Annotated in this window: 18 protein-coding genes; 9 read left to right on the top strand and 9 right to left on the bottom strand. The window is 60.2% G+C overall.

The genetic code is table 11. The features are described 5' to 3' along the window. Positions 1 to 82: 82 nt before the first annotated feature. The 4 genes from RL_RS00480 (at position 83) to RL_RS00465 (ending at position 4,789) form a co-directional block, all read left to right on the top strand. Positions 83 to 1,231 carry a Gfo/Idh/MocA family protein gene (locus RL_RS00480; RefSeq protein ID WP_011649913.1) on the top strand — a complete coding sequence of 383 codons (1,149 nt, stop codon included), beginning with the start codon at positions 83 to 85 and terminating at the stop codon, positions 1,229 to 1,231. 3 nt (positions 1,232 to 1,234) lie between these two features. Next, positions 1,235 to 2,398 carry a dihydrodipicolinate synthase family protein gene (locus RL_RS00475; RefSeq protein ID WP_011649912.1) on the top strand — a complete coding sequence of 388 codons (1,164 nt, stop codon included), beginning with the start codon at positions 1,235 to 1,237 and terminating at the stop codon, positions 2,396 to 2,398. A 137-nt stretch (positions 2,399 to 2,535) separates the two neighbouring features. Beyond that, on the top strand, positions 2,536 to 3,360 hold the full coding sequence (locus tag RL_RS00470) for a sugar phosphate isomerase/epimerase family protein (protein WP_011649911.1): 825 nt from the start codon (positions 2,536 to 2,538) through the stop codon (positions 3,358 to 3,360). 151 nt (positions 3,361 to 3,511) lie between these two features. Continuing rightward, complete coding sequence (locus RL_RS00465; protein WP_028743588.1) at positions 3,512 to 4,789, top strand: Gfo/Idh/MocA family protein; 1,278 nt, start codon at positions 3,512 to 3,514, stop codon at positions 4,787 to 4,789. Positions 4,790 to 4,877: 88 nt separating this feature from the next. Here RL_RS00465 and RL_RS00460 read toward each other — a convergent pair whose 3' ends face one another. The 3 genes from RL_RS00460 to RL_RS00450 form a co-directional block, all read right to left on the bottom strand. Next, positions 4,878 to 5,888 (bottom strand): hydroxyacid dehydrogenase, encoded by a 1,011-nt coding sequence (locus RL_RS00460; protein WP_011649909.1) that lies wholly within the window; start codon positions 5,886 to 5,888, stop codon positions 4,878 to 4,880. Then, the gene (locus RL_RS00455; protein WP_011649908.1) at positions 5,885 to 7,741 is read right to left on the bottom strand and encodes a DUF2264 domain-containing protein; all 1,857 of its coding nucleotides are present in this window, start codon (positions 7,739 to 7,741) and stop codon (positions 5,885 to 5,887) included. The genes RL_RS00460 and RL_RS00455 overlap by 4 nt, the downstream gene beginning before the upstream one ends. Before the next feature lie 127 nt (positions 7,742 to 7,868). Then, positions 7,869 to 8,888, bottom strand: coding sequence for a LacI family DNA-binding transcriptional regulator (locus RL_RS00450; RefSeq protein WP_011649907.1), 1,020 nt, complete (start codon positions 8,886 to 8,888; stop codon positions 7,869 to 7,871). 147 nt (positions 8,889 to 9,035) lie between these two features. On the opposite strand from RL_RS00450, the gene RL_RS00445 reads away from it, so the two are divergent. Then, on the top strand, positions 9,036 to 10,322 hold the full coding sequence (locus RL_RS00445; RefSeq protein ID WP_011649906.1) for an ABC transporter substrate-binding protein: 1,287 nt from the start codon (positions 9,036 to 9,038) through the stop codon (positions 10,320 to 10,322). A 61-nt stretch (positions 10,323 to 10,383) separates the two neighbouring features. Here the strand turns inward: RL_RS00445 and RL_RS00440 are convergent, their stop codons facing one another. From RL_RS00440 to RL_RS00420, 5 genes are read right to left on the bottom strand one after another with little or no spacing between them, the layout of a single operon-like run. Next, the gene (locus tag RL_RS00440) at positions 10,384 to 11,355 is read right to left on the bottom strand and encodes a glycoside hydrolase family 26 protein (protein WP_011649905.1); all 972 of its coding nucleotides are present in this window, start codon (positions 11,353 to 11,355) and stop codon (positions 10,384 to 10,386) included. A gap of 3 nt (positions 11,356 to 11,358) precedes the next feature. Then, entirely contained in the window at positions 11,359 to 11,880 is a 522-nt protein-coding gene (locus tag RL_RS00435; protein WP_028743585.1) for a DUF995 domain-containing protein, read from the bottom strand. 38 nt (positions 11,881 to 11,918) lie between these two features. Further along, positions 11,919 to 13,787, bottom strand: a complete 1,869-nt coding sequence (locus RL_RS00430) for a glycosyltransferase family 2 protein (protein WP_011649903.1) — start codon at positions 13,785 to 13,787, stop codon at positions 11,919 to 11,921. Beyond that, the gene (gene galE, locus RL_RS00425) at positions 13,784 to 14,767 is read right to left on the bottom strand and encodes a UDP-glucose 4-epimerase GalE (RefSeq protein ID WP_011649902.1); all 984 of its coding nucleotides are present in this window, start codon (positions 14,765 to 14,767) and stop codon (positions 13,784 to 13,786) included. Before galE ends, RL_RS00430 begins: the two co-directional genes overlap by 4 nt. 1 nt (position 14,768) lies before the next feature. Beyond that, positions 14,769 to 15,794, bottom strand: a complete 1,026-nt coding sequence (locus RL_RS00420) for a UDP-glucuronic acid decarboxylase family protein (RefSeq protein ID WP_011649901.1) — start codon at positions 15,792 to 15,794, stop codon at positions 14,769 to 14,771. Positions 15,795 to 16,178: 384 nt separating this feature from the next. Between RL_RS00420 and RL_RS00415 the strand changes: the two genes are divergently transcribed. Next, on the top strand, positions 16,179 to 16,499 hold the full coding sequence (locus RL_RS00415; protein ID WP_011649900.1) for a hypothetical protein: 321 nt from the start codon (positions 16,179 to 16,181) through the stop codon (positions 16,497 to 16,499). Positions 16,500 to 16,514: 15 nt separating this feature from the next. On the opposite strand, the gene RL_RS00410 is transcribed toward RL_RS00415, so the two are convergent. Next, positions 16,515 to 17,297, bottom strand: coding sequence for a helix-turn-helix transcriptional regulator (locus RL_RS00410; RefSeq protein WP_011649899.1), 783 nt, complete (start codon positions 17,295 to 17,297; stop codon positions 16,515 to 16,517). Positions 17,298 to 18,140: 843 nt separating this feature from the next. Between RL_RS00410 and RL_RS00405 the strand changes: the two genes are divergently transcribed. The 3 genes from RL_RS00405 to RL_RS00395 all read left to right on the top strand — a co-directional run bounded on the left by RL_RS00405 (position 18,141) and on the right by RL_RS00395 (position 23,598). Next, positions 18,141 to 19,097 (top strand): hypothetical protein, encoded by a 957-nt coding sequence (locus tag RL_RS00405; RefSeq protein WP_011649898.1) that lies wholly within the window; start codon positions 18,141 to 18,143, stop codon positions 19,095 to 19,097. 141 nt (positions 19,098 to 19,238) lie between these two features. Beyond that, a complete protein-coding gene (locus tag RL_RS00400) occupies positions 19,239 to 21,275 on the top strand; it encodes a hypothetical protein (RefSeq protein ID WP_011649897.1) in 2,037 nt (678 codons plus the stop codon). A 25-nt stretch (positions 21,276 to 21,300) separates the two neighbouring features. After that, the gene (locus RL_RS00395) at positions 21,301 to 23,598 is read left to right on the top strand and encodes a type I secretion system permease/ATPase (RefSeq protein WP_011649896.1); all 2,298 of its coding nucleotides are present in this window, start codon (positions 21,301 to 21,303) and stop codon (positions 23,596 to 23,598) included. The last annotated feature ends 5 nt before the right edge of the window (positions 23,599 to 23,603 follow it).

The raw sequence follows: 23,603 nt of genomic DNA, 5'->3' as shown, positions 1-23,603 counted from the left end.
TCAAGTAACTGTTTAGTTACCGGCTCGGGAGGACCGGACGAGGATGCCCGCTCCCGCCGCAAAAATCTGCTGGGAGGAAAAAATGGCACGCTTGGGGATCATCTTGCACGGCGTCACCGGCCGCATGGGTTACAATCAGCACCTGGTGCGCTCGATTCTCGCCTTCCGCGACCAGGGCGGCATCACGCTGAAATCGGGTGAGAAACTCGAGATCGACCCGATCATCGTCGGCCGCAACGGCGCCAAGATGGAAGAGCTGGCGAAGAAGCATAACATCAAGCGCTGGTCGACCGATCTTGATGCCGCTCTCGCCAATCCCGACGACACGATCTTCTTCGACGCCGGCACGACGCTGATGCGCGCCGAACTTCTGTCCAAGGCGCTCGACGCCGGCAAGCATGTCTATTGCGAAAAGCCGATCTCCGACGATCTGCAGGTGGCCCTCGACCTTGCCCGCAAGGCGCGCCGCTCCGGCCTCAAACATGGCGTCGTGCAGGACAAACTCTTCCTGCCCGGCCTGCGCAAGCTGGCGCTGCTCAGGGATTCCGGCTTCTTCGGCAAGATCCTCTCGGTGCGCGGCGAATTCGGCTACTGGGTTTTCGAAGGCGATTGGGGCGTACCGGCCCAGCGCCCCTCCTGGAACTACCGTAAGGGCGACGGCGGCGGCATCATCCTCGACATGCTCTGCCACTGGCGCTACGTGCTCGACAATCTGTTCGGTGAAGTCAAAGCCGTATCCTGCCTCGGTGCTACGCATATTCCGCGCCGCATCGACGAGCAGGGCAAGCCCTATGACTGCGACACGGACGATGCGGCCTATGCGACCTTCGAGCTCGAAGGCGGCGCGATCGCGCAGGTCAATTCCTCCTGGGCCGTCCGCGTCCGCCGCGACGACCTCGTCACCTTCCAGGTCGACGGCACGCATGGTTCGGCCGTTGCCGGTCTGACGAAATGCTGGAGTCAGCACCGCGTCAACACGCCGAAGCCGGTCTGGAACCCGGATCAGCCGCAGACGATCGACTTCTACAAGACCTGGGATGAGGTTCCGGACACGCAGGCCTTCGACAACGGTTTCAAGGCGCAGTGGGAAATGTTCATCCGCCATGTCGTCGAAGACGCACCGTGGCCCTATGGCCTGGAAGCCGGCGCCAAGGGCGTGCAGCTTGCCGAACTCGGCCTGAAATCCTGGGCCGAGCGTCGCTGGCTCGACGTTCCCGCACTGGAGTTCTGAGCCGTGACGACGATCAATCTCCCTCTCGACGGCAAGATCGTTCCCTATACGCTGACCGGCACACCGATCGCGCTCGCCAAGCGCGACGCCAAGGCCTTTCCGCGCATCGCCTTTGCCGCCGCCCATGTCGTCGCCGATCCGCTCGCCGACAACGATCCGTGGCTGACGCCGGCGATCGATTGGGAGCGGACGCTCGCCTTCCGCCATCGGCTCTGGGATCTCGGCCTCGGCGTTGCCGAAGCGATGGATACGGCGCAGCGCGGCATGGGCCTCGGCTGGCCGGAAGCGCGCGACCTGATCCGCCGGGCGCTCAGTGAGGCGGCCGGCCGCAAGGACGCGCTGATCGCCTGCGGCGCCGGCACCGACCATCTGACGCCGGGACCCGACGTCACCGTCGACACAATCCTCAGTGCCTATGAGGAGCAGATCGAAACCGTGGAGGCGGCCGGCGGCCGCATCATCCTGATGGCGAGCCGGGCGCTTGCCGCCGCCGCCAAAGGGCCGGACGACTATATCCGCGTCTATGACCGGATCCTTCGCCAGGTCAAGGAACCCGTCATCATCCATTGGCTCGGCGAAATGTTCGATCCGGCGCTCGAAGGTTATTGGGGCAACGGTGATCATATCCAAGCCATGTCCACCTGCCTCGAGGTGATCGAGGCCCATGCCGACAAGGTCGACGGCATCAAGATCTCGCTGCTCTCCAAGGAGAAGGAAGTGGCGATGCGCCGCCGGCTGCCGAAAGGCGTGCGCATGTATACCGGCGACGATTTCAACTATGCCGAACTGATCGCCGGCGACGAAGAGGGCCATTCCGACGCACTGCTCGGCATTTTCGATGCGATCGCTCCGGCTGCCTCGGCAGCCCTCGAAGCGCTCGGCCGCAAGAGCAACCATGAATTCTTCGATCTGCTGGAGCCGACCGTGCCGCTGTCGCGCCACATCTTCAAGGCGCCGACCCGCTTCTACAAGACCGGCGTCGTCTTCCTCGCCTATCTCAACGGCCTGCAGGACCATTTCGTCATGGTCGGCGGCCAGCAGAGCACCCGCTCGCTGACGCATCTAGCCGAACTCTTCCGCCTGGCCGACAAGGCCCGGGTTCTCGCCGATCCGGAACTCGCGACGGCGCGCATGAAACAGGTGCTTGCCGTCCACGGGGTCAACTGAATCACGGGCTGCTGCATAATTTTGTCCTTAAGTCGGAACCGATTTGAGGACAAAATTATGCAGCAATTCAAAGTGCTACAGCGTCCTTTGCGCGTCTGAAGAGACGCGCGGCGCTGTAGTGACGGGAGGAGAATGACATGCAGGTCGAAGGACTTTCGATCAACCTGGCGACGATCCGCGAGCAATGCGGCTTCGCCGAGGCCGTCGATATCTGCCTGAAACACGGCATCACCGCGATCGCCCCCTGGCGCGACCAGGTCGCCAAGGTCGGTCTCGACGAGGCGGTGCGTATCGTCAAATCGAACGGCATCAAGCTGACCGGCCTTTGCCGCGGCGGCTTCTTCCCGGCGGCGAACGATGCCGACTGGCAGAAAAACCTCGACGACAACAGGCGGGCCATCGATGAGGCGGCAGCATTTTCCGCCGATTGCCTCGTGCTCGTCGTCGGCGGTCTGCCGGGCAGCTCGAAGGACATCGTCGCCGCGCGCCGAATGGTGTTCGACGGCATTGCTGCCGTTTTGCCGCATGCGCAGGCTGCCGGCGTGAAGCTCGCTATCGAACCGCTGCATCCCATGTATGCCGCCGACCGTGCCTGCGTGAACACGCTCGGTCAGGCGCTCGACCTGTGCGAGCAGCTCGGCGAGGACGTCGGTGTTGCGGTCGACGTCTACCATGTCTGGTGGGATCCCGATCTTGCCAACCAGATCGCCCGCGCCGGGCGCATGAAACGCATCTTCGCTCATCACATCTGCGACTGGCTGGTGCCGACAAAGGACATGCTGCTCGACCGCGGCATGATGGGCGATGGTGTGATCGACCTCAAAGGCATAAGACGGATGGTGGAGGCCGCCGGTTTCTTCGGAGCTCAGGAGGTGGAGATCTTTTCGGCCGAAAACTGGTGGAAACGCCCGGCCGAAGAAGTGATCGCCACCTGCGTCGAGCGCTTCAGGAGCTGCTGCTAAAGCATGTCGCGCAAAAGTGTGCAGCGGTTTTGCGACCATGACATGCGAAAAGCCAAAGACCTAAAGCGGGGCCAAGCGATCTGAAAGATCGCGACGCGCTTTGGGCCTGATTTCAGTATTTGTTTCATCACGCATGCAGGAGGATCATTCGATGGAGAAACGCCGTTTTGCCCTGATCGGCACGGGAAACCGCGGCACCACCATGTGGGGCAAGGATCTGCTTGCCGGCTGGCGCGAACATGTCGACCTGACCGCGATCGTCGAGAAGAATTCGCTGCGCGGCGAGCGCGCCCGCAACATGATCGGCAGCAATGCGCCGCTCTACGAAAACATCGATTCGATGCTTGCTGAGCAGAAGCCGGATCTCGTCATCGTCTGTACGCCCGATCATACGCATGACGATATCGTCGTGCGGGCGCTGGAGTCCGGCATCGACGTCATTACCGAAAAGCCAATGACGACCTCGGTCGAAAAGATTCGCCGGATTCTGGATGCCGAAAAGCGCACCGGTCGCCGGGTCGATGTGTCCTTCAACTATCGCTACGCGCCGACGGCTGCGAAGATCAAGGAATTGCTGAATGCCGGCGAGATCGGCCGGGTCACCTCAGTCGATTTTCATTGGTATCTGAACACCAAGCACGGTGCCGACTACTTCCGCCGCTGGCATGCGTATAAGGAAAATTCCGGCAGCCTGTTCGTCCACAAGGCGACGCATCATTTCGATCTGTTGAACTGGTATCTCGACAGCGATCCCGAGGCCGTCACCTCCTTCGCCGACCTGCAGAATTACGGCCGCAAGGGCCCGTTCCGCGGCCCGCGCTGCAAGCTCTGTCCGCATACGCATGAATGCGACTACTATCTCGATCTCGAGGCCGATCCCTTCCTTGATTCACTCTACGAAGATCCCTCGAAGATCGACGGCTACTTCCGTGACGGCTGCGTCTTCCGCGAGGACATCGACATTCCCGATACGATGGTGGTGTCGCTCCGGTACCGCAACAACGTCCATGTCTCCTATTCGCTGAACACCTTCCAGCCGATCGAAGGCCATCACCTTGCCTTCAACGGCACCAAAGGGCGGATCGAGCTTCGCCAGTATGAAGCCCAGCCCTGGGAAGAGCCGAAGCAGGACACGATCCTGCTCATCCGCAATTTCCCTGATGGTAAGGAGGCAGTGGAGCGCATCGTCGTTCCGCATTTCACCGGCGGCCATTACGGCGGCGACGACCGGATGCGCAACATGATCTTCAAACCCGATACGGAAGACAGGCTCGCCCAGCGCGCCGGCACGCGGGCGGGCGCCATGTCGGTGCTTTGCGGTATTGCCGCGCTGGAGAGCTCGCGCACCGGCAAGGTGGTCGATATTGCCGATCTCATGCCTGAACTTGCCAATGACGGTTCACCAAATTCGCTGAGGACGTCGCGCTGATACCCTTCGATAGAGCGTTTTTACGCAATTCAGGACGGAAAACCGCTTCGCACTTTTGCTGGAATTGATTTAAGCCGCTCGACGCGCGTCAGGCGATGTTTGCGAGATTTGCCTGGTGGATCTGGTAAAGCAGCGGCTGGCCGGTCACGAAGCGCTCTATCTCGTCCACCGCCATCTCACCGAGACGCGCCCGTTCCAGCCCAATAGCGCCGGCAATATGCGGCGTCAGAAAGACGTTCGGCAGATCGTAGAAAGCAGAACCCGCCTCCGGGATTTCCGGATCGGTGACGTCGAGGACCGCGTCGATACGACCGGTCTTCAGCACCGAAAGCAGGGCGGCCTCATCGATGAGAATGCCGCGCGCCGTGTTGATGAGCGTCGCGCCGTCCTTCATCAGCGACAGCCTTCGCGCATCGATCATATGCTGCGTCGACGGCAGCGATGGCGCATGCAGGGAAACGATATCCGATTGCCGCATCAATTCGTCGAGATCGATTTTTTCTGTTCCCAGGCCGGCGGCCTCGGCGGCATCAAGCGTCGGATCGGAGAGCAACAGCCTGTAGTCGAAGGGTTTCAAGAGTTCGATCACGCGCCGGCCGATGCGCGAAGCGCCGACGATGCCAACGGTGCGGCGGTAGTTTCCGATCGCTTCGCGCTGCATCAAATGTGTCCGGTTGCGGTTTCGGTCGGCAACATAGAGATCGCGGAAACGGAAGACGCGCTTGCCGGCGAAAATGATCGCCGCCAGCGTGAATTCGGCCACCGGCACGGCGTTAGCCTCGGCCGAATGGCTGACCGGGATACCGGCTTCGAAGATGGCGTCGTCGATGACTCCCTTTACCGTGCCCGCCGCATGGACGATGAACTTGAGATGCGGCGCCGCGGTGGGAATTTCAGGCCCGACATAGGGCCCGCCCCAGCCGGTGATCAGGATTTCCGCCTCGGCCAGCAGACGTCGCGCACGCTCGTCGTCGAAGCGCTGCAGCGGCTTGGAATCCAGCAGGCGACCGATGCCGCCCAGCCGGCGCAGGACCTCATCCGGCAGGACATGCTGCGTGCGCGACGGTTGCATGGCAAGGATAATGGCCGGCTGGCTCATGGCATTTGTCCGGGCGCTTCGATGGCGCTGACTGTCACGCCCTTTTCCCTCACCAGGGCCTCCAGCGCTGCAATGTCGGGCGCTTTCGGCGGTCTCGCCCAGGCAGACGAGAGGGCGGCGGGATCGTCAAGCGCCAGCACTGCCGTTACCAGAATGGTTTCACCGGTCGGAATCTGCCCGCGCAGCTGCGGCACCAGGGTTTTCGCGACAATCACATTGGTGTTGGGCATTGCCTTCTGGACGAGGCCCGAACGTTTGACCGAGGAGCCGAGATCGAGAATGCCGGTGAAATCGGCTTCGCCGACCGCATAAGCAACCCCACCCGAAGCGGACAGCGTATCCAGCTCGAAGTCCCGGCGGCCGATGGCAAAGCCGCCTTCGGCAATCCGCAGCGGCCGGCTTGTCCTGATCCTATGGAGGCGGATATGCCAAGGTGCGGCGGGCACGAGCCAGGTTTCGACGTCGACATCGGCAAAAGGCGACCATTTCGCAAACAGCACCTCGCCTGCGATCTTGGCTTCCTCGTTCGTTTCGCGCACGCGGTAGTGCAGGCCGTCATCGCTGAAGGCAAGCGCTGAATCGAAGGCGGCAAGCGCAAAGGCACGCTCATCGGCCTCGACGCTGAAGCCGTAGCGGGCGGAATAGGCGAACTTCGCGTATTTTTCCGTGCCGCACCGCATCTGCAGGTTTTCCTGGCCGGAAGACAGCGCAACGACATCGCCGCCCGCCCGCATGATCACCATGCCGGGATGACGCTGGGGGATGATGTCAGGTGCTTGCTCCGGCACTTTTTCCTTCGCCGTCCAGAATGGGTGATCCTCAGCGATCGCCAGCGGCAGGAAGGCCTTGAAGGCCCAGTAGGGCGAGCCGGCGGAATTGTAACTCTCCGACATCAGCAGGTTCGGATAGCCGAAACCGATCGACAGCACGCCGTCGCGATCGGCAATCGGCTTATCCTTCCACCAGCGCAGATGCTGCAGGCAGAGATGCTTGACCTCGCCCCAGGGCAGAGCCTCGACATCGGCAAAGGCGAGCGCCGACCAGAAGCCGGCACAGGCAAAGCGATAAGTCAGGCTGCGGCCGAAGGGGATCGTCGCCCCGTCAGCGGCAAACCAGTGCCGGAAATCCCGGGCGAAGAGGACCGCGCGCTCGCGGTAGCGCTTTGCATAGTCGTCGTCGACGAGCTTCGAATAGATCAGGCCATAGAAATGCATGGCGAAGGGAATGTAGTGGTCGATGCGGCGGACGTTTCCGTCACGATACCAGCCGTCGCCGATATAAAAGCCTTCGAGCTCCTCAAGATATTGCCGCGTCAGGCTGCGGTCGAAATCGGCGCCGAGACGATCGAGCGCGATATCGACGAAGATCCGGAAGAATTTCCAATTGTTGTCGGCATAGTCGAACTGCCGGGCATGCTTGAGATAGGCGACGACATTGCCGCGGGCACGCGCATCGAGCGGCTCCCAGATCTTTTCGGGCACCAGCGCCAGGGCAAAACCGAGAGCGGCAAGCTCGACCATCCGCTGATCGCGGCCATTGACCGTTCCCCAATATTCGGGGTGGGCGGGATCGGTGCCGTTTGCGAGGCCTTCGGCAAAACGATGCCAATGGGCGAAGTCGCCATTGCCGGCGCCAAGCGGCGCCAATCCCCAGAGCGGGCGGGCGAACCCTTCGAGATCGGCTGCTGCCCGGTCGAAATGGGCGCCGCCGCCATTGAGGGTGACGCGGGCATTGCCCTTCGAGAAACAGGCAAGCAGCGGATCGAAGAGCGCAAGCAGGGCGCGGCTCATATCGGCGCGGGTTTCCAGCGGATTGCCTGCGAGCGGGTTGGCGCTGGCGGGATCATAGGTCATCGGTATCACTCACGGGTTCTAGAGCATGATGCCGAAAAGTGTGAGCGGTTTTCGGACGACATCATGCTCTAACTATTTAATTTAGAACAGGATTCGGATTTTAGGCCTTGACCTAAATCATCCTGTTCTAGGCGTTCGGAACGGTCCCTCCCGGAATGGGAGCGACCGCCTGGCAGATGTGGCGCGCAGAGGCCGTCCTGTTGCGGAAACGGGACAGCATCAGCGAAACGGCTTCGCGCCCGAGGGCGGCGCGGTCGACACGCATGGTGGAAAGCTGCGGATTGGTCATCTGCGCGCAGGGCAGATCGTCGAAGCCGACAATCGCGAAATCCTCCGGCACACGCAGGCCTGCCTCGGTGACGGCCTCGAGCACGCCGACGGCGATGAAATCATTCATGCAGAAGGCGGCGGTAAAACCGGCATTCTCGGCAAGTGCTTCTGTCGTGCGTTCGTGCGCCTCCCGGCTGGCGCTGCCTTGAAGAGCCAGGGATACGAGACGGCCCTCGGCGCCGGAGACGGCGGCGATTGCCGCCTCGAAACCGCGCACGCGCTCCCGGATCGTATGGCGGTGAGAACCGCTCAGGTGCAGGATGCGGCGATGGCCGGCCTTTGTCAGCCGGCTGGTCGCCTCATAGGCGCCAAAGAAATTAGCCGGCGAAACGCCATCGAACTGCATCCTGGGATCGGTGCCGTTGACAAGAACCGTGGGAGTCATGCTGGCTTGCAGCCAGTCGCGCAAACTCTCGTTCGGATCTATACCGACGAGAAAGAGACCTTCGGCGCCCGCGGTCTGCATATAGTCGCGCACGGCATCCGGCGTGGTTCGATCCTCGCGGACCAGCCGGACTTCGAAGGGCATACCCGCTTCGGCAGCGCCGGCGCGCAGGCCGTCGACGATCGCTTCATAAAAGACGCTGAGGGTGCCGGTGACGCCGTCGCTGGCAATCAGCGCCAGTCCCCCGGCAACGGCCTCGGAAGCAGGCTTGACGGGATAGCCGTTCTCGGCTGCCACTTTCAATATCTGCAACCGCACGCTTTCGCTGATACCAGGTTCGTTGGCGAGCACGCGTGACACCGTGGAGACCGAGACGCCGGCCAATGTGGCTATATCGGCCTGACGCGGCCGTCTGATTTTTTGGTCGTTCATAGGGCAAGCATCATGCAAATAATGCAAATTTGCAAGAAAATGATTACTTCTTGCAAAGAATATTTTTTTGCGTAGTCTATTTGCTGAAATGCCCTGACAACGCCATTGGAGGATGGCAGCAGGCATATTTGGGACAAGGAGGATATCATGCAGGTCAATCGCCGTTCATTCCTGATGGGTTCAGCCGGTGCGGCCGCCGGCTTGGCCTTCGGTGCCGGAAGCGCCATTCCGGCCTTTGCCGAAGACGCACAGCTACGTGCCATGTGGTGGGGTTCCAACGATCGCGCCAAGCGCACACTTGACGTCGCCAAGCTCTATCAGTCCAAGACGCCCGGCGTCACGATCGTCGGTGAATCGCTTTCGGGCGACGGCTACTGGACGAAGCTCGCAACGCAGATGGCCGGCCGCTCGATCGCCGACATCTTCCAGCTCGAGCCAGGAACCATCTCGGACTATTCCAAGCGCGGCGCCTGCATGCCGCTCGATGAATTCGTCCCCTCGACGCTGCAGGTCGACAGCTTCGGCGCTGACATGCTGAAACTGACCACCATCGACGGTAAGCTCTATGGTGTTGGCCTCGGCCTCAACTCCTTCTCGATGTTCTTCGACACAGTCGAGTTCGAAAAGGCAGGCATCCCGGTGCCGACGCCCGACCTCACCTGGGATGAGTATGCCAAGCTCGCCGTCGAACTCGCCAAGTCCTCCGGCAAGAGCGGCGGCCCCTATGCGGCGCGCTACGCCTATGTGTTCGATGCCTGGCTGCGCCAGCGCGGCAAGAGCCTCTTTGCAAGGGAAAGCGTTGGGCTGGGCTTCACGGCCGACGATGCCAGGGAATGGTTCGACTACTGGGAGAAACTGCGCAAGGCGGGTGGCACTGTTGCCGCCGACGTGCAGACGCTCGATCAGAACACGATCGACACCAATGCGCTTGGTCTCGGCAAGTCGGTGATCGGCATGGCCTATTCAAACCAGATGATCGGCTATCAGCTGATCATCAAGAACAAGCTCGGCATCACCATGCTGCCGCGAGAGAAGAAGGGCGGCCCGTCGGGCCACTATTACCGTCCCGCACTGATCTGGAGTGTCGGCGCCACGACGAAGAACGGCGAAGCGGCCGCGAAATTCATCGACTTCTTCGTCAACGATATCGAAGCCGGCAAGATTCTCGGTGTCGAGCGCGGCGTGCCGATGTCGCCGACCGTGCGCGAAGCCATCCTGCCGCAGCTTAACCCGACGGAGCAGGAGACGGTCAAATACGTGAACCTGCTCAAGGATCAGGTCGGCGAATATCCGCCGCCGGTGCCGATGGGCGCAACCCAATTCGACCAGCGGGTGTTGCGCCCGATCTGTGACGAACTCGCCTTCGAACGGGTCTCGCCCGCCGATGCGGCAACCCGGCTCATCGAAGAGGGTAAGGCAACGATCAAGGGATGATCGGTCGCCGGACGTGAGAGGAGAGGCCCGCAACACCCCGGCGGGCCTTTCTGTTTTCTGGCTATCGGTTAGCCAGACTTTCGACCACGCGCCAGTCCGGCCGACCGAGATCGAAGGGCCAGGCGTGCACATCCCGATCGTTGAAATAGACCACCTCCTGCAGATTCGGGAAGGCGCTCTGCTTCAACGCAACCGTTTCGATCCACGGCTTCATATAGGCGTCGCCGCCTCCATAGCCGAGCTCCGCCACCCAGATGGGCTTTCCGTAGCCGGCGACGAGATCATATCCCTGCTTCAGCGCTTCCGAGAAGGTGCGGTGCCCATTGTAGGCAAGCTCGTCGTAGCGCTGCAGGCCGAAGACCGAGAGCCCGACGAGATCGACATAATCGTCGCCGGGATAATAGGCCTGGAGGCCAGGCTCTCCCTTCGGCGACCACATGAGCTCGGTGCCGGGCGCCTCTTGGCGGACAATGTCCATCATCCGCTTGTAGGCCGTGATATAGTCCTGCGGGCTCCAGCCGGACCATGAAAACCGCCCTGACTTGTCCTCCATCTCCTGTCCCCAGCGGACGATCACCGGGCTTTTCAGCTCAGATATCATCTGCGCGATCGCACGCATGTTGACATCATAATCACCGCGCAGGACCTTTGCGCGAAGCTCCGCGGAGGTCAGCCGCCAATCGACGTCCCAGGACCATGGCTCCACAGTGATCAGCAGGTTGCGGCCTCTGGCCTGCGCATAGGCATCGGCGACACGCAGCGTCTCGAGATCGACGTCCTCCCATGGCAGGAACAGGGCTTCGGTCGCGACACTCGCCTGGGCGCCGAAATCGCCGTGCGGATCGTAGGCACCGAACTTGATGCCGTCGGCATGAAGCACGGGGCGCTTGTCGATGATCGTCCGCACGGCCGCCGCCGGGTTCGGGGCAATGCCGGCATATTGCACTTCGCTTCGGCCCGGCAGATCCGCGACACACAGTAGCAGCAGCGCTATCGCGGCGGTCGAGAGGTTTTTTTTCATCAGCTTCTTCATGGCTCACCCTCCTTTTCGGGCTACTTCCTGGCTCAACAGGATCTGCTTCACTTCGCTTGCCTTCGCGCTCACGGTGTCCGTGGGAACAAGCTTCTGGAACTCATCACCCTGACGCACCGATGCGTGGCGGAAGACGTACCATTCGCCGTTCGGCTGGCGCCGCTGGTAGATCGTATTGCCGATCTTGCGATGTCCGAAACAGGTGCTGGCGCGGGCCGCGCCCTCGGCATTCGTCCAGGTGGCGCGCATGCAGAGCTGGCCGAGATCGTCGACCACCCATCTGCCTTCGGCAAAGGACGGCTTCCCCTTGTCGTTGCTCCAGGCGACGAACCGCCGGCCGTCATAGAAGAAACGACCGCCGCCGGTGTTCCAGGTCCAGGTCTTGTCGCCGTAGATCCGATAGAGCTCATAGGCGCTGAGCGGCGTCGGCGCCTTCGTTTTGGCAACCTCGGCGCCGTGCGTTGCCACCGGCAGGCACAGGCTGAGAGCAAGCGCTGCTCCCCATAGTCTCGATCCGATACTCATTACATCCTCCATACTCGACACTTGCCGGTTCCGCCGGCTCACGCACCCTGTTCATCTCGGCCGGTTCTGCCGAAACCATTCCATCTCAGGTGGAATTTCACGATCCTGGTCTTGCCGCCGCCGAGGCCGGCGCCGGCCACGGCAAATTGCGTTTCGGTGAAACTGACAAACGTCTGGCCGTGCGAAAGAGCTTCGAGGCCGCGCAGGCCGTGGCTCCCCGCCTGCGTGCCGCCGGCGACGAAAATCGCAAGCCCGGTTGCTGTCGCAAGCCACAGCCCGCGCGATTGCGGCAGCAGCGGCAGATCGTTTTCGACCGCATGGCGAACGACGATCAGCACCGTCAGCGCCAGGTAGACCGAGAGGTTCATCATGGCGAAAACATAAAAACCCTGGGCGGCCGCGGCATCGGTCGCAAACATCATTGCCGCGGCGGAAAGGCCGGCGAGCCCGATATAGGGCGCGATGACGCGCAGCGGCAAAGACCGCTGCTGCTGCCTTCCCTTCGGCGTGATGCGAAAATCGACGAAGGAGCCGCAGATATAGTCGCGAACAGCGGCAAGGCTGCCGGCCAGCGACCACGGCCAGCGCAGAAAGATGAAGGCAAGCCCTTCCCAGCCGAGCAGTTTCGCATCGTGCGGCCTGAAGGTTGCCGTTGTCCGCCAGAAGAAAGCAAACAGCGTCAGCACCATCGACATCGGCACGAAATGCAGCAGGAAATCCGGATAGGTGACATTGACGAAGACACGGCCCGTCAGCAGCGCGGCAACCGGCAGCAGGAACATCATGGCCATGAAGACGGAAAAGAGCGGGTACCAGAGCTGCGAGAACACAAACTGGAACCTCAGCCGCCAGGGCAGGTGCATGATGTGACGGCGGGAATGTTGCAACAGAATGGTGACCAGGCTGCGCGACCACTGGAATTCCTGGACGACGAGGTCGGTGAAATTCGCCGGTCCGTCGCCATGCGCAATCGCATCGACGGCATGCACGCCACGCCAGCCGCCGGAATTCATCATCAGCGTCGTCGAATGGTCTTCCGCAAGTTCCGGGCCGAGGCCGCCGATCTGACGAAGGGCTGATGTGCGAACCGCATAATGGGAACCGATGCAAAGAGGCGCCCAGCCATTATTGTAACCCGTCTGCAGCGAACCGTGCAGGCTTGCCTCCGCATAGAGCCTGCCACGCGCCGCCCAGCTTGTCCCGGCATTGGCATCGCAGATGCTCGGAGCGGAGACATAGCCGATCTCGGGATCGGCGAAGGGGCGCAGGATTTCACGGAGGTAGGTCGGCGTCGGCACATGGTCGGCATCGAACTGGGCGACGAAATCGTAGCGCGCATAGCCGAAATGGTCGTAGAAATAAGCAAGGTTGCCTTCCTTGCAACGCGTCCGGCGCGGCCAGGTGGTGCGATGATACTCCGCCACACCCTTACGAGTGGAGATCAGCACGCCGTGCTCCTCACACCAGCGCCTGGTTTCCTCCGAAGGGTCCTCGTCGGCGAGCCAGACATCAAAATCGACGCCGATCTGGTCGAGCATCGCCTGCAGCGTGGTGCGGACGACGGCAAAGGGCTCGGACGGCGCCTTGGTGACGACCATAGCCACCCGCCCTTCCGGCAGCCCTGCGCGAGGGCTGACCGTCCTCGCATCGAGGAAGATCAGGATGAAATAGGCCGGCACAAGCGTGATCCAGACAAGCACGAGGGTGACGAGCACGAAGGTGGCCCAGGAAATGATATGGGCGGACTGGCACCACCAGATCCAGAAATAGCCAAGTGCCGTCAGCCAGCAGAGAATGCCGAAGCCATAGGCGACACGGTTCCAGCCGGTGAAAACAGGATCGAATGTCTCAACAGTTGCGGCTTTGGCCGTCCTGACGCCATGGCCGATTTGCGAAACGCTGCTCATGCCCTCATCTCCAGCCCGAAGGTGGGGCCGGCGGTGCGGATGATCGTATCGATATCCGAGAAAGCCGGCGCGAAGCCGAGTTCCGCCTTCGCCCTTGCGGTATTGGCAAAGAGGATCGGCGGATCGCCGACACGGCGGGAGCGATAACGCACGGGGACTTCGCGGCCGCTGGCGCGATGGATCGCCTCGAGAATCTCGCGCACCGAGGTGCCCCGGCCGGAGCCGAGATTGACGCTGAGCGAGCCGCCGTCCGCCAACAGATGATTGACGGCGGCGAGATGCGCCTGCGCGAGATCGCTGACATGAATATAGTCGCGAACACAGGTTCCGTCCTCGGTCGCATAATCGGTGCCGAAGATATCGAGCCGCTCCAGCCTGCCGGCGGCGGCGAGAAGGGCGCGCGGGATGAGATGGGTTTCGGGTTGATGGCGCTCGGCGAGCTCGCCGTCTGGATCGGCTCCAGCCGCATTGAAATAACGCAGTGCGGCAAAGCGGATGCCGTAGGCAGCGGCAAAATCCTCGAGCGCCATTTCGAAAATCAGCTTGGTGCGCCCGTAGGGATTGACCGGATGCTGCGGGCTTTCCTCCCGTATCGGCAGCGAGGCGGGGACGCCATAGGTGGCGCAACTGCTCGAAAAGACGATCCGGTCGATATCCTGGTCGAGGCAGGCCTCCAGCAGTGTCAGACTGCCGACGACGTTGTTCCGGTAATATTTTCTCGGCATCTCGACGGATTCGCCGACATAGGCATTGGCACCACAATGGATGACGCAATCGGGCGAAAACTCCGCAAGGGTCCGGCGCAGCGCGGCTGCGTCGGCAAGTTCCGCCCGGATGAGCGGCCCCCAGCGGACGCTGTCGGCATGTCCGGTCGAGAGATTATCGTAGGTAACCGGGATCATGCCGGCGCGCGACAGCGCTTTGCAGATATGACTGCCTATGAAACCGGCGCCGCCGGTGACGAGGATGTAGCGGGGCATCTCATACGACCTCCGCCTTCTCTGTGCCGGCGAGCAGCCCGTCGAAATAGTCGACGGTGCGAGCCAGGCCGGTTTCGAGGCCGATGCGGGGCTGCCAGTCCAGCTCGGCCATGGCCCGGGAAATATCCGGCCGCCGCTGACGGGGGTCGTCGGTGACCGCCGGAAGGTGGACGATCCGGGAACGCGAGTTCGTCAGGTCCCGGATGATTTCCGCCAGGCGTCGAACGGTCATTTCTGTTGGATTGCCGAGGTTGATCGGCCCGTTGCAGGCGCTGCCGGCGGTCGAAAAACGCAGGAAACCCTCGATGAGATCGTCGACATAGCAGAAAGAACGGGTCTGCTGGCCATCGCCATAGATCGTCAGATCCGCGTTGCGCAGGGCCTGCACGATGAAATTGGAAACCACCCGCCCGTCGTCCAGGCGCATGCGCGGTCCGTAGGTGTTGAAGATGCGGCCGACCTTGACGTCGACGCCATAAGTCCTGTGATAGTCGAAAAACAGGGTTTCGGCGCTGCGCTTGCCCTCGTCATAACAGCCGCGCGGTCCGATCTGGTTGACATTGCCGCAATAGGATTCGTGCTGCGGGCTGTGGATCGGGTCGCCATAAACCTCCGACGTCGATGACTGGACGACGATCGCACCGGTCTTTCGCGCGCAATCCAGGGTGTTGACGGCGCCGAGCACGTTGGTGAGCAGCGTTCCCACAGGATCCCGCTGATAGTCGGGCGGAGAGGCCGGAGAGGCGAAATTGAAAATGAGCGACGCTTCGATGTCGAAGGGCTGGCGAACATCATGCTCGACGATGTGGAAGCGAGTGTTCGACGCAAGGTGATCGACATTCGCACGGCGGCCGGTGGAAAAATTATCGAGGCAAATGACACGGTGGCCGTGCTGCAGAAGCCTTTCGCAGAGATGTGAACCGAGGAAACCTCCCCCGCCATTCACAAGAACGGTGCGCAACGCTTGCGCTACCGGTATGCCTGACGACACTTCAGAATAGCCTTCGCTGGGAACGAAACTACGCATTACAAACTCCTTCCCATGTATTTAGTCTTTTGATTTATTTATGCGCTTCAAGTCTTCCTATCCGTCTGGATGTTCGTGATCCCTCCCTTTCAAGACATAACTTTGTAGTTATTCTTAGGATAACTGATTTACTACTCAAATGATAAGACGATTAGCGTGAAGGTCAACTTGAAAAAGTTCCAGTATCCAAAATAATTACACAAGTATTCTTCAAGGTAACGAATGATTAATCACACTTAATACTTCTCCGCCACAATGCTTTCACCCGCCGCTTAAGCTCCACTCAATGCAGCTAATATAAAGGGGAAGGCGGGAGATTGGCCGAGCTCAACAACTGCACCGCCGGTCTTGCATCCGGAAGCGCCATATGCGAGGGGTTTTGACATGGTGAAAAAACAAGATGCAGCGCAGCTGAAAGGCCGGCGTATCCGCTCGGCGATGTTCGCCTGGGGAACGGCGCTTCTTGCGATCGGACCGACGGCCTGCACGGTCGTCGACGACCATATCGCGGTCGTCGCGAAGAAGAATATCCCCGTGGTCGAGGCGCCGCGCGTTTCCAAGGCCTATGCCTATCCGGCAAATCGCGTCGGGCGCCCGGCTGCGGCAACGGTCCGCACCGTAGCCTATCACGGCTCGGCGCCCTATATCTGCTCTCCAAGCGGCTTCGGACAGAAGTCACGCTGCTTTGCACGCCCCCCGATCTGAAGCAAAAGCGTCAGATCAATTGCGCCACCGGCCGGACATATCTTCTTCACCGGCCGGATGCTCGTTGAAGAAGCGGGATGCAGCTTCCGTGCGGTTTCGGACGTTCATCTTCTTGTAGATGTTGCGGACGTGAACCTTCACGGTATTCTCGGAAAGGTGCAGCTTGTCGGCGATGATCTTGTTCTGCGTGCCCTTGCATATGAGATCCAGGATCTGAACCTCCCGGGTCGTCAAAGCGGAGATGCTGTCGCGTCTCAGCTTGAGCGCATTGCTGCGGGCCGCATCGACCGATTTTGTCTGATAGAGCGAAGGCTCCAGCTGGGCGTTTTTGTTGGTGAGGCGATTGAGAAGTGCCGACGGAAAATGTTCGCCGCCCTTCATCAGCAGATCCACTGCAGCCATGAAGACATCGAGCCGCAGGTTGAGTGGCAGGACGCCGTCGATGATCCGGGCTTCTACCAGCCGGCTGACATAGGGCTCGAGCATGTCGATAGCTTCGACGACAAGTCCGATTGAGGTTTCAGGGTGGTTTTCGCGGGCGGCCTGCAGCGCTTCATGAAGCTCCGGGCCGGGTATATGATAGAATAAAACGAGCTTCATATCGCTGGAATCTTTATCCAGTATCGGCTTTGTACTCGTTATGCTTGCCACTTCACAGTTCGGAAATTTCTTTGCCAGTGCTTCTACCATGCATTCGGAAAACAGATCCGCCTTGGCCACCACTAGTATAGTATCTCCGGACGAACCCAACTTCCTCCCCTGGTCCGCATTCTCCATTCCTGAGCCTGTCATGAACATTTACGCCTCCCCTAGCGTTACACTTTACTCAACTTGGCGCGATGGCGGGTATTAGATAGTAAGAAATGCCGATCCCAAATGTCATCGCTTTATTTTTTAGACATTTCTTAATTATGTTAATACGGATTGAGAAGGAAGGAAATGGCCCAAAGTGATTAGTTTTAGCGGGCGAAAAACGATACGATACAAAGCTTTGGTTGTATTTTCACTGCGATAGATACTTCAAGGCTATATTTGCTCCGACTATAGATGATCAGTTGAATGTAATATTTCAGTACAAATTGTCATGTTTTAGTTGTGCAGGGCAGGCCGGATATGAGACAGCGAGATGTCGACAGGTGCCCGTCAACTCTGCGGTGGATGCCGGGAGCCCCGGATTATCGCTGCTCGCCGACGCGGCCACCGAACAGATCTTAGCGCTCCGACGACAGGAGCTATCCGAGGGCTATTCGGGCGGGGCAGATCCGCCTTAGCCCGAATTGATGTCTATCGGATCCGCATTTTTTCCAGCATTCTGTGATCGTCGTCCAAGTGGCGACAGGGAGAAGCCAGGTATTGTTATGCGTTTTTGATACACGGCCTCCATTATAGGGCAACTCAACGAAAAGAAAACCTGACCACTCCCTATCCTTTTCAGGATTCGGAGCCGGATATGTGCGGCCTTGTACTGAGTACGTACGTTCCCAATACCAACGGTTTGATCAACAAATCGCGATGAAGCTGCAGATGACTGGTATCGAATACATCTGCCGATGTTAACCGCATCGGAGCGAGCGCGAGTAAAATCCCATTTGAGATGAGAGGGATTTCGAAAAGCTGCTCCGGTTTTTTCTGGAGAATGCAATGTCTGACGACACCGAAATCACGAAGGTCGGGGCGCTTGCCGACGGGTTTGCCAACAGCGCGATCAATTCGACTGAAATCGACGACGATTCGACCGGTTATGTCGGCGGCGTCGCCAATGGCGACAATCGCGACAATACCGACAACAGCGTCGACGTCGACGTCAAGGCGGAAATCGATGTCGCTACCAATAATGGCGACAACCGCGACAACGAATATGACTGGAGCTACAAGTCCGACGACGATACGAGCACCAAGACCACAACGATCACCGATACCGACACCAAGACCGATTACGACTGGAGCTATGACAGCAAGACGTACAGCGACAACGACACCGACACCAAGACGATCACGGACACCGATACGAAGACCGTGACCGACACCGATATCAAGACCGTTACGGAGACGGAGACGGATACGAAGACGGTTACCGACAGCAACAACACCTCCGACAGCTTCAACAAGACGGACACCGACTTCGCCGTCATCGAGGACGTCAAGGACTCCAACCTCGGCGTTGCCGGACACGACCTCACCTTCAACCTCGGGGACGACTTTTCCTTCACTCTCGACGTCGACAGCATCCTGAACAATTCGCTGACCGGCGCAGGCAATGACAGCGGCTTCAGCGCCGTCCAGGCGAACCATCTGGCTGACCAGGATAGCGCCTGGAACACCAAGATGGAGAACGAAGGCGCTCAGAACCACCTGAATGCCAATGGCGGAACTGCCAACAGCGCAGAAGGCATGGAGATGGACGGCAAGAGCTGGGATCTCAAGGCCGGCGACGATGCCAATGGCGCGAGCACGGCCGATGCTTCGGCGATCCTTGCCAATTCCGGCTTCCACCTCGAGCTCGTTCAGGGTGCGAACCTGCTCAGCAACACAGTCGACTCCAGCGTCATCGGCGGCAATTCTCATACCTCCGACGTCGGCGAGGACACCAGCACCTGACACTGACCTCCAACGACCAAGACGAACTGCACCGGCTCAGGCCGGTGCAGTTTGACTGCTTGAAAACGATTTGACGACCACACCACGGCTCCCGGCGGGCGCCTCCAAGGCCGATCGTCATTTCGAATGGGAGGCCGAACCATGCATATCGAGAAGATTTCGGAAATCATTGCGCACTTCATCGGTCTCTTCGAGATGACGACCGACGAGATGAGGTTGCGTACCAACTATGCCGAAGGCGCAGGACCGGGCGCGGATGGACCGGCTCTGCCGGATCAGGATGCCTTCACCGCCGCCTTCTCTTCCGATCTTCAGCTCAAGGACTACGATCCGGGCATCAATTACAAAAGCGGCAGCTACGAAATCGAATTTGGCCCGGCACGCCATTTCGGCCGCGTCTTCGAAGAGAGCCTCGAGAAGCTGGCAGCGATTGCGGGAAAGGACATCCCGTTACCGCATTTCGGCGATCCTACAGATATTGTGCTCACGGATGAGCCGGAACTGACAGTCTTTGCCGGGCCTGGGTCGGCGATCAGTCATGTCCTCCAGGTCAACGCTCTCTACGACGACGACTATCTCGATATGACGGATGGCGTCCATGCGCCCCGAGACACGAGTTTCGTCATCGAGCGGCTCGCGGATTTCAGCACCAAGGCCGAGATCTTCACGCCTTTTGCGAGCCTCCACCGCACCGATACCTATGATGGCGCCCTGAAGGTCGCCGAGGATCTCGAAGTCTATATCCAGAATGCTCAAAATACCGAGGACAGCGGGACAACTTCGCTCGGCACCGACGCGACGCATGAGTTCGTCCGTCTCGATCCCGGGGTCAACGACACCGTTTACATCAATGGCAAGGCCGAGACCGATATACCGGTTCTCGACGACTTCCTGCCCGACCGCGGTCTCGCCAAGCTCCCGGAAGAGCCCGATGACAGCAATACATCCGTCGAGCAGGACGACCCGAGCGGCACCAGCCTTGAGGTGACCGCCGGTGCAAATCTCGTCGTCAACGTCGCCTCGGTGATCAATACCGGCGTCATCACCTCGGTCACGGCGGTGATGGGTAATTATCACCAGGTCGACGCGATCTCCCAGGCCTTTGTCTACAGCGACAACGACGAGATCGCTTCAACGCTGCATTCATCCGACCGATCGGGCGAGGCGGCGGAAACGATCGCCAAAAATATCGCCCTCTTCGAACACAGCACCTTCGAAGCATCGAGCCACGCCGACACAGATGCAACCGAGCCGACCTTCCCGAACAGCTGGCGCGTCAGCGTCATCGACGGCGACGTCTCCTTCGTCCAGTGGATCGAGCAATATCAATTCGTCACCGACAACGACACGATGACGGTCATCACCTCGGGATCCGAAACCACGGTTCTGACGGGCGGCAACACCTCCATCAACTTCTCGTCATTTTTCGGGATGGGCATGCAGTATGATCTGGTGATCATCGGCGGCAACGTGCTCGACATCAACAGCATCACACAGATCTCGCTGCTCTACGACAATGACTGGGTGCGGGCGGAAGACGGCGTCGATCCCGGCGCCGACATACAGACGGGCGACAACCTGATCTGGAATTTCGCCTCGATCCACAATGTCGGGACGGACAGCCCGTTCGCAGCCATGCCGGACTATATGGCCGCGACGCAGAAGGCGATCGAGGACCGCGATCCAAACATGCCGGAAGGGCTGTCCTTCGATGTGAATTTCCAGGGCTATGCCGGCCTCAACGTGCTCTATATCACCGGCAATCTCTACGACATGACGATCATAAAGCAGGTCAGCATCCTCGGCGATTCCGACGATGTGACCCTGGCGGCATCGACCATCCTCGAAAACAATCCCGACGCAACGGTTACAATCGACACGGGCAGCAATGCGGTCGTCAACATCGCCGAAATCGTCGACTACGACAGTTTCGGCCAGACGACCTATCTGGCAGGCCAGCTCTATTCAGACGCCATCCTCATTCAGGGCGGGCTGGTGGAACATGACACGACACAGCCGCAGCCGGCCGACGACAGGCTCGCCAACGAAGTCATCGCCTTTTTCGACAACGACGATCCGGCGGGCGGCGATTGCGCTGACGGCGTCATCAATGCCGGGAATGATTTTTCATGGTCGTCGACGCACCCCGCCGACGTAATGCAAGCCATGGTCGCCTGACCTTGAGTATTGCGAGGGAACCACGATGAACCAGATTTCGAAACAAATCTTTGCGGCAGGCAGCGCCCTCGATCTGAGGTCGGGCACTATACCCTCCGCTGCCCCTTCGGAAGCGACGATGACCGATGTGTGCGTATCCGCGATCGACGAGGCGGTCGAGAACCTTCGCAGGCTGAGCGGCGCCGCTGCTTCGTCGCCCGATCGCCCCAAGAAGACGTCCGAAGCTGCGGCAAACGAGGCTGCCGATATCGGACGCGCAAGCGCTACGCAGGCGCCCCTCCCGGAAAAGATGGTGGTGCCGGAAGCTAAAGTGGAAACGGCACCTCCTGTCGCGGTGGCGCAGGGCCTGGCGACAGCAAAAACGCCGGAAGCGCCGGCCCGGCCGCAGATTGAAGCGCGGGTGAGCCCCGAACAGCCGAAAGAGAAGATCGAGCTTAAATCGAGCCCGACGATGCCTTTCGCCAAGACCATCGAAGGCGAAAGCGGTCCGATCAGCGAGAACAATAGGCGGATGCGCGCTGGCGGCGGCGGAAACGGCAAGGATTCCGATCCCGGGGGCGGCGGGGGCGGGGGCGGGGGAAGCGGCGGCGGTTTTCACAAGCGCAGCGAGCCTGTGAATTTCGCCGCCAGCCTCTCGCGCGGCATGGCGGCGGTACGGCACAACATGGTGGTCGTCATGATGTTCACGATCGCCATCAACGTCCTTCTGCTGGCAATCCCGCTCTATCTATTCCAGATATCCGATCGTGTGCTGACCAGCCGCTCCGTCGACACGCTCGTCATGCTCTCGATCGCCGTGATCGGCGCCGTGCTGCTGCAGGCCTTCATGGATTCGGTGCGGCGCTTCATCCTGATGCGCACCGCGGTGGAGCTCGAAGTGCAGCTCGGCGCGCCGATCCTCAGTGCTGCAGCCAGGGCATCGCTGCATGGCAGCGGCAAGGACTACCAGACGCTGCAGGATCTGCAGCTGCTGCGCGGTTTTCTGACATCAGGCACGCTGATCGCATTTCTCGACGCCCCGCTGATGCCGTTCTTCGTGGTCGTCGTCTATTTCGTGCATCCGCATCTCGGCATCATCATCATGGTCTGCTGCGCGGTGCTTTTCGTCATCGCCTATCTGAACCAGAAATTCACCGCCCGGCAATTCGCCGAATCCAACGGCTATCTCAGCCGGGCGAATTTCCATCTCGATTCCATGTCGCGCAATTCGCAGATCATCAACGCCATGGCGATGATCCCCGAGGCCGTGAAGATGTGGGGCCGGGAAACGGCGGGCTCGCTGAAGTCGCAGGTCGAGGCACAGGACCGCAATATCATCTTCTCCGGCATATCGAAGGCCTGCCGCATGATCACCCAGGTCACGCTGCTCGGCTGGGGCGCACATCTGTCGCTCTCCGGCGAGCTGACGGGCGGCATGGTGATTGCGGCCTCGATCATCTCGGGACGCGCGCTGGCACCAATCGAAGGCGCCATCGAAGGCTGGAACCAGTTCAACCGGTCGGCAGCCGCCTATAGCCGGATCAAGGGACTACTCTTGAATTCCCCATTGAACTTCCCGCGCCTGCGTCTTCCCAATCCCGAAGGCCGGCTCGATGTCGAACGCATTCTCTTCGTGCCGCCACCGCAAAAGAAGGTCATTCTCAACGGCATCTCCTTCTCGCTCAGGAAGGGGGAATCGCTTGCGATCATCGGTAATTCCGGGTCCGGCAAGACGACGCTCGGCAAGATGCTTGTCGGCTCGATCGTCCCGACATCGGGAAATGTGCGCCTCGACCTGATGGATCTGCGCAACTGGGACCAGCGCCAGTTCGGCGAAAGCATCGGCTATCTGCCGCAGGACGTGCAGCTATTTCCCGGCACGATCAAGGCTAATATCTGCCGTATGCGCGACGACGTCGACGATCACCAGATCTACGACGCCGCGGTGCTGGCCGATGTGCACGAACTCATCGCAGGCTTCCCGCAGGGCTACGAAACCATCGTTGCAGCCGACGGCGCTCCGCTTTCGGGCGGCCAGAAGCAGCGCATTGCGCTGGCCCGCGCCTTCTTCGGCAATCCCAAATTCGTGGTGCTCGACGAGCCGAATTCGAACCTCGATACGCAGGGCGAGGCAGCACTTGCCAAGGCACTGATCCACGCCAAGAAACAGGGCATTACCACCGTCACCATTACCCAGCGCCCGGCTCTCCTCCAATGCGTCGACAAGATCCTTGTGCTCAAGGACGGCACTGTCGCCATGTTCGGGGAAAGGATCGAGGTGCTGCAGGCGCTTTCCAAGAACAACGGCAATAACGGTCAACAAGCACCGCGCATTGAGGGATGAACAAC

It is taken from the genome of Rhizobium johnstonii 3841, assembly GCF_000009265.1.
Lineage (GTDB): Bacteria > Pseudomonadota > Alphaproteobacteria > Rhizobiales > Rhizobiaceae > Rhizobium > Rhizobium acaciae.
Note: the sequence above shows the minus strand (reverse complement) of the source record. Positions and strands in the feature narration are given on the sequence as shown.

What these genes read in the sequence shown, in the direction of transcription:
- RL_RS00435 (WP_028743585.1), bottom strand. Translation starts at nt 11,880, where the DNA reads ATGAGTATCGGATCGAGACTATGGGGAGCAGCGCTTGCTCTCAGCCTG.
- RL_RS00460 (WP_011649909.1), bottom strand. Translation starts at nt 5,888, where the DNA reads ATGAGCCAGCCGGCCATTATCCTTGCCATGCAACCGTCGCGCACGCAG.
- RL_RS00450 (WP_011649907.1), bottom strand. Translation starts at nt 8,888, where the DNA reads ATGAACGACCAAAAAATCAGACGGCCGCGTCAGGCCGATATAGCCACA.
- RL_RS00455 (WP_011649908.1), bottom strand. Translation starts at nt 7,741, where the DNA reads ATGACCTATGATCCCGCCAGCGCCAACCCGCTCGCAGGCAATCCGCTG.
- RL_RS00420 (WP_011649901.1), bottom strand. Translation starts at nt 15,794, where the DNA reads ATGCGTAGTTTCGTTCCCAGCGAAGGCTATTCTGAAGTGTCGTCAGGC.
- RL_RS00400 (WP_011649897.1), top strand. Translation starts at nt 19,239, where the DNA reads ATGCATATCGAGAAGATTTCGGAAATCATTGCGCACTTCATCGGTCTC.
- RL_RS00415 (WP_011649900.1), top strand. Translation starts at nt 16,179, where the DNA reads ATGGTGAAAAAACAAGATGCAGCGCAGCTGAAAGGCCGGCGTATCCGC.
- RL_RS00465 (WP_028743588.1), top strand. Translation starts at nt 3,512, where the DNA reads ATGGAGAAACGCCGTTTTGCCCTGATCGGCACGGGAAACCGCGGCACC.
- RL_RS00410 (WP_011649899.1), bottom strand. Translation starts at nt 17,297, where the DNA reads ATGTTCATGACAGGCTCAGGAATGGAGAATGCGGACCAGGGGAGGAAG.
- RL_RS00445 (WP_011649906.1), top strand. Translation starts at nt 9,036, where the DNA reads ATGCAGGTCAATCGCCGTTCATTCCTGATGGGTTCAGCCGGTGCGGCC.
- RL_RS00405 (WP_011649898.1), top strand. Translation starts at nt 18,141, where the DNA reads ATGTCTGACGACACCGAAATCACGAAGGTCGGGGCGCTTGCCGACGGG.
- RL_RS00470 (WP_011649911.1), top strand. Translation starts at nt 2,536, where the DNA reads ATGCAGGTCGAAGGACTTTCGATCAACCTGGCGACGATCCGCGAGCAA.
- RL_RS00395 (WP_011649896.1), top strand. Translation starts at nt 21,301, where the DNA reads ATGAACCAGATTTCGAAACAAATCTTTGCGGCAGGCAGCGCCCTCGAT.
- RL_RS00480 (WP_011649913.1), top strand. Translation starts at nt 83, where the DNA reads ATGGCACGCTTGGGGATCATCTTGCACGGCGTCACCGGCCGCATGGGT.
- RL_RS00440 (WP_011649905.1), bottom strand. Translation starts at nt 11,355, where the DNA reads ATGAAGAAGCTGATGAAAAAAAACCTCTCGACCGCCGCGATAGCGCTG.
- galE (WP_011649902.1), bottom strand. Translation starts at nt 14,767, where the DNA reads ATGCCCCGCTACATCCTCGTCACCGGCGGCGCCGGTTTCATAGGCAGT.
- RL_RS00430 (WP_011649903.1), bottom strand. Translation starts at nt 13,787, where the DNA reads ATGAGCAGCGTTTCGCAAATCGGCCATGGCGTCAGGACGGCCAAAGCC.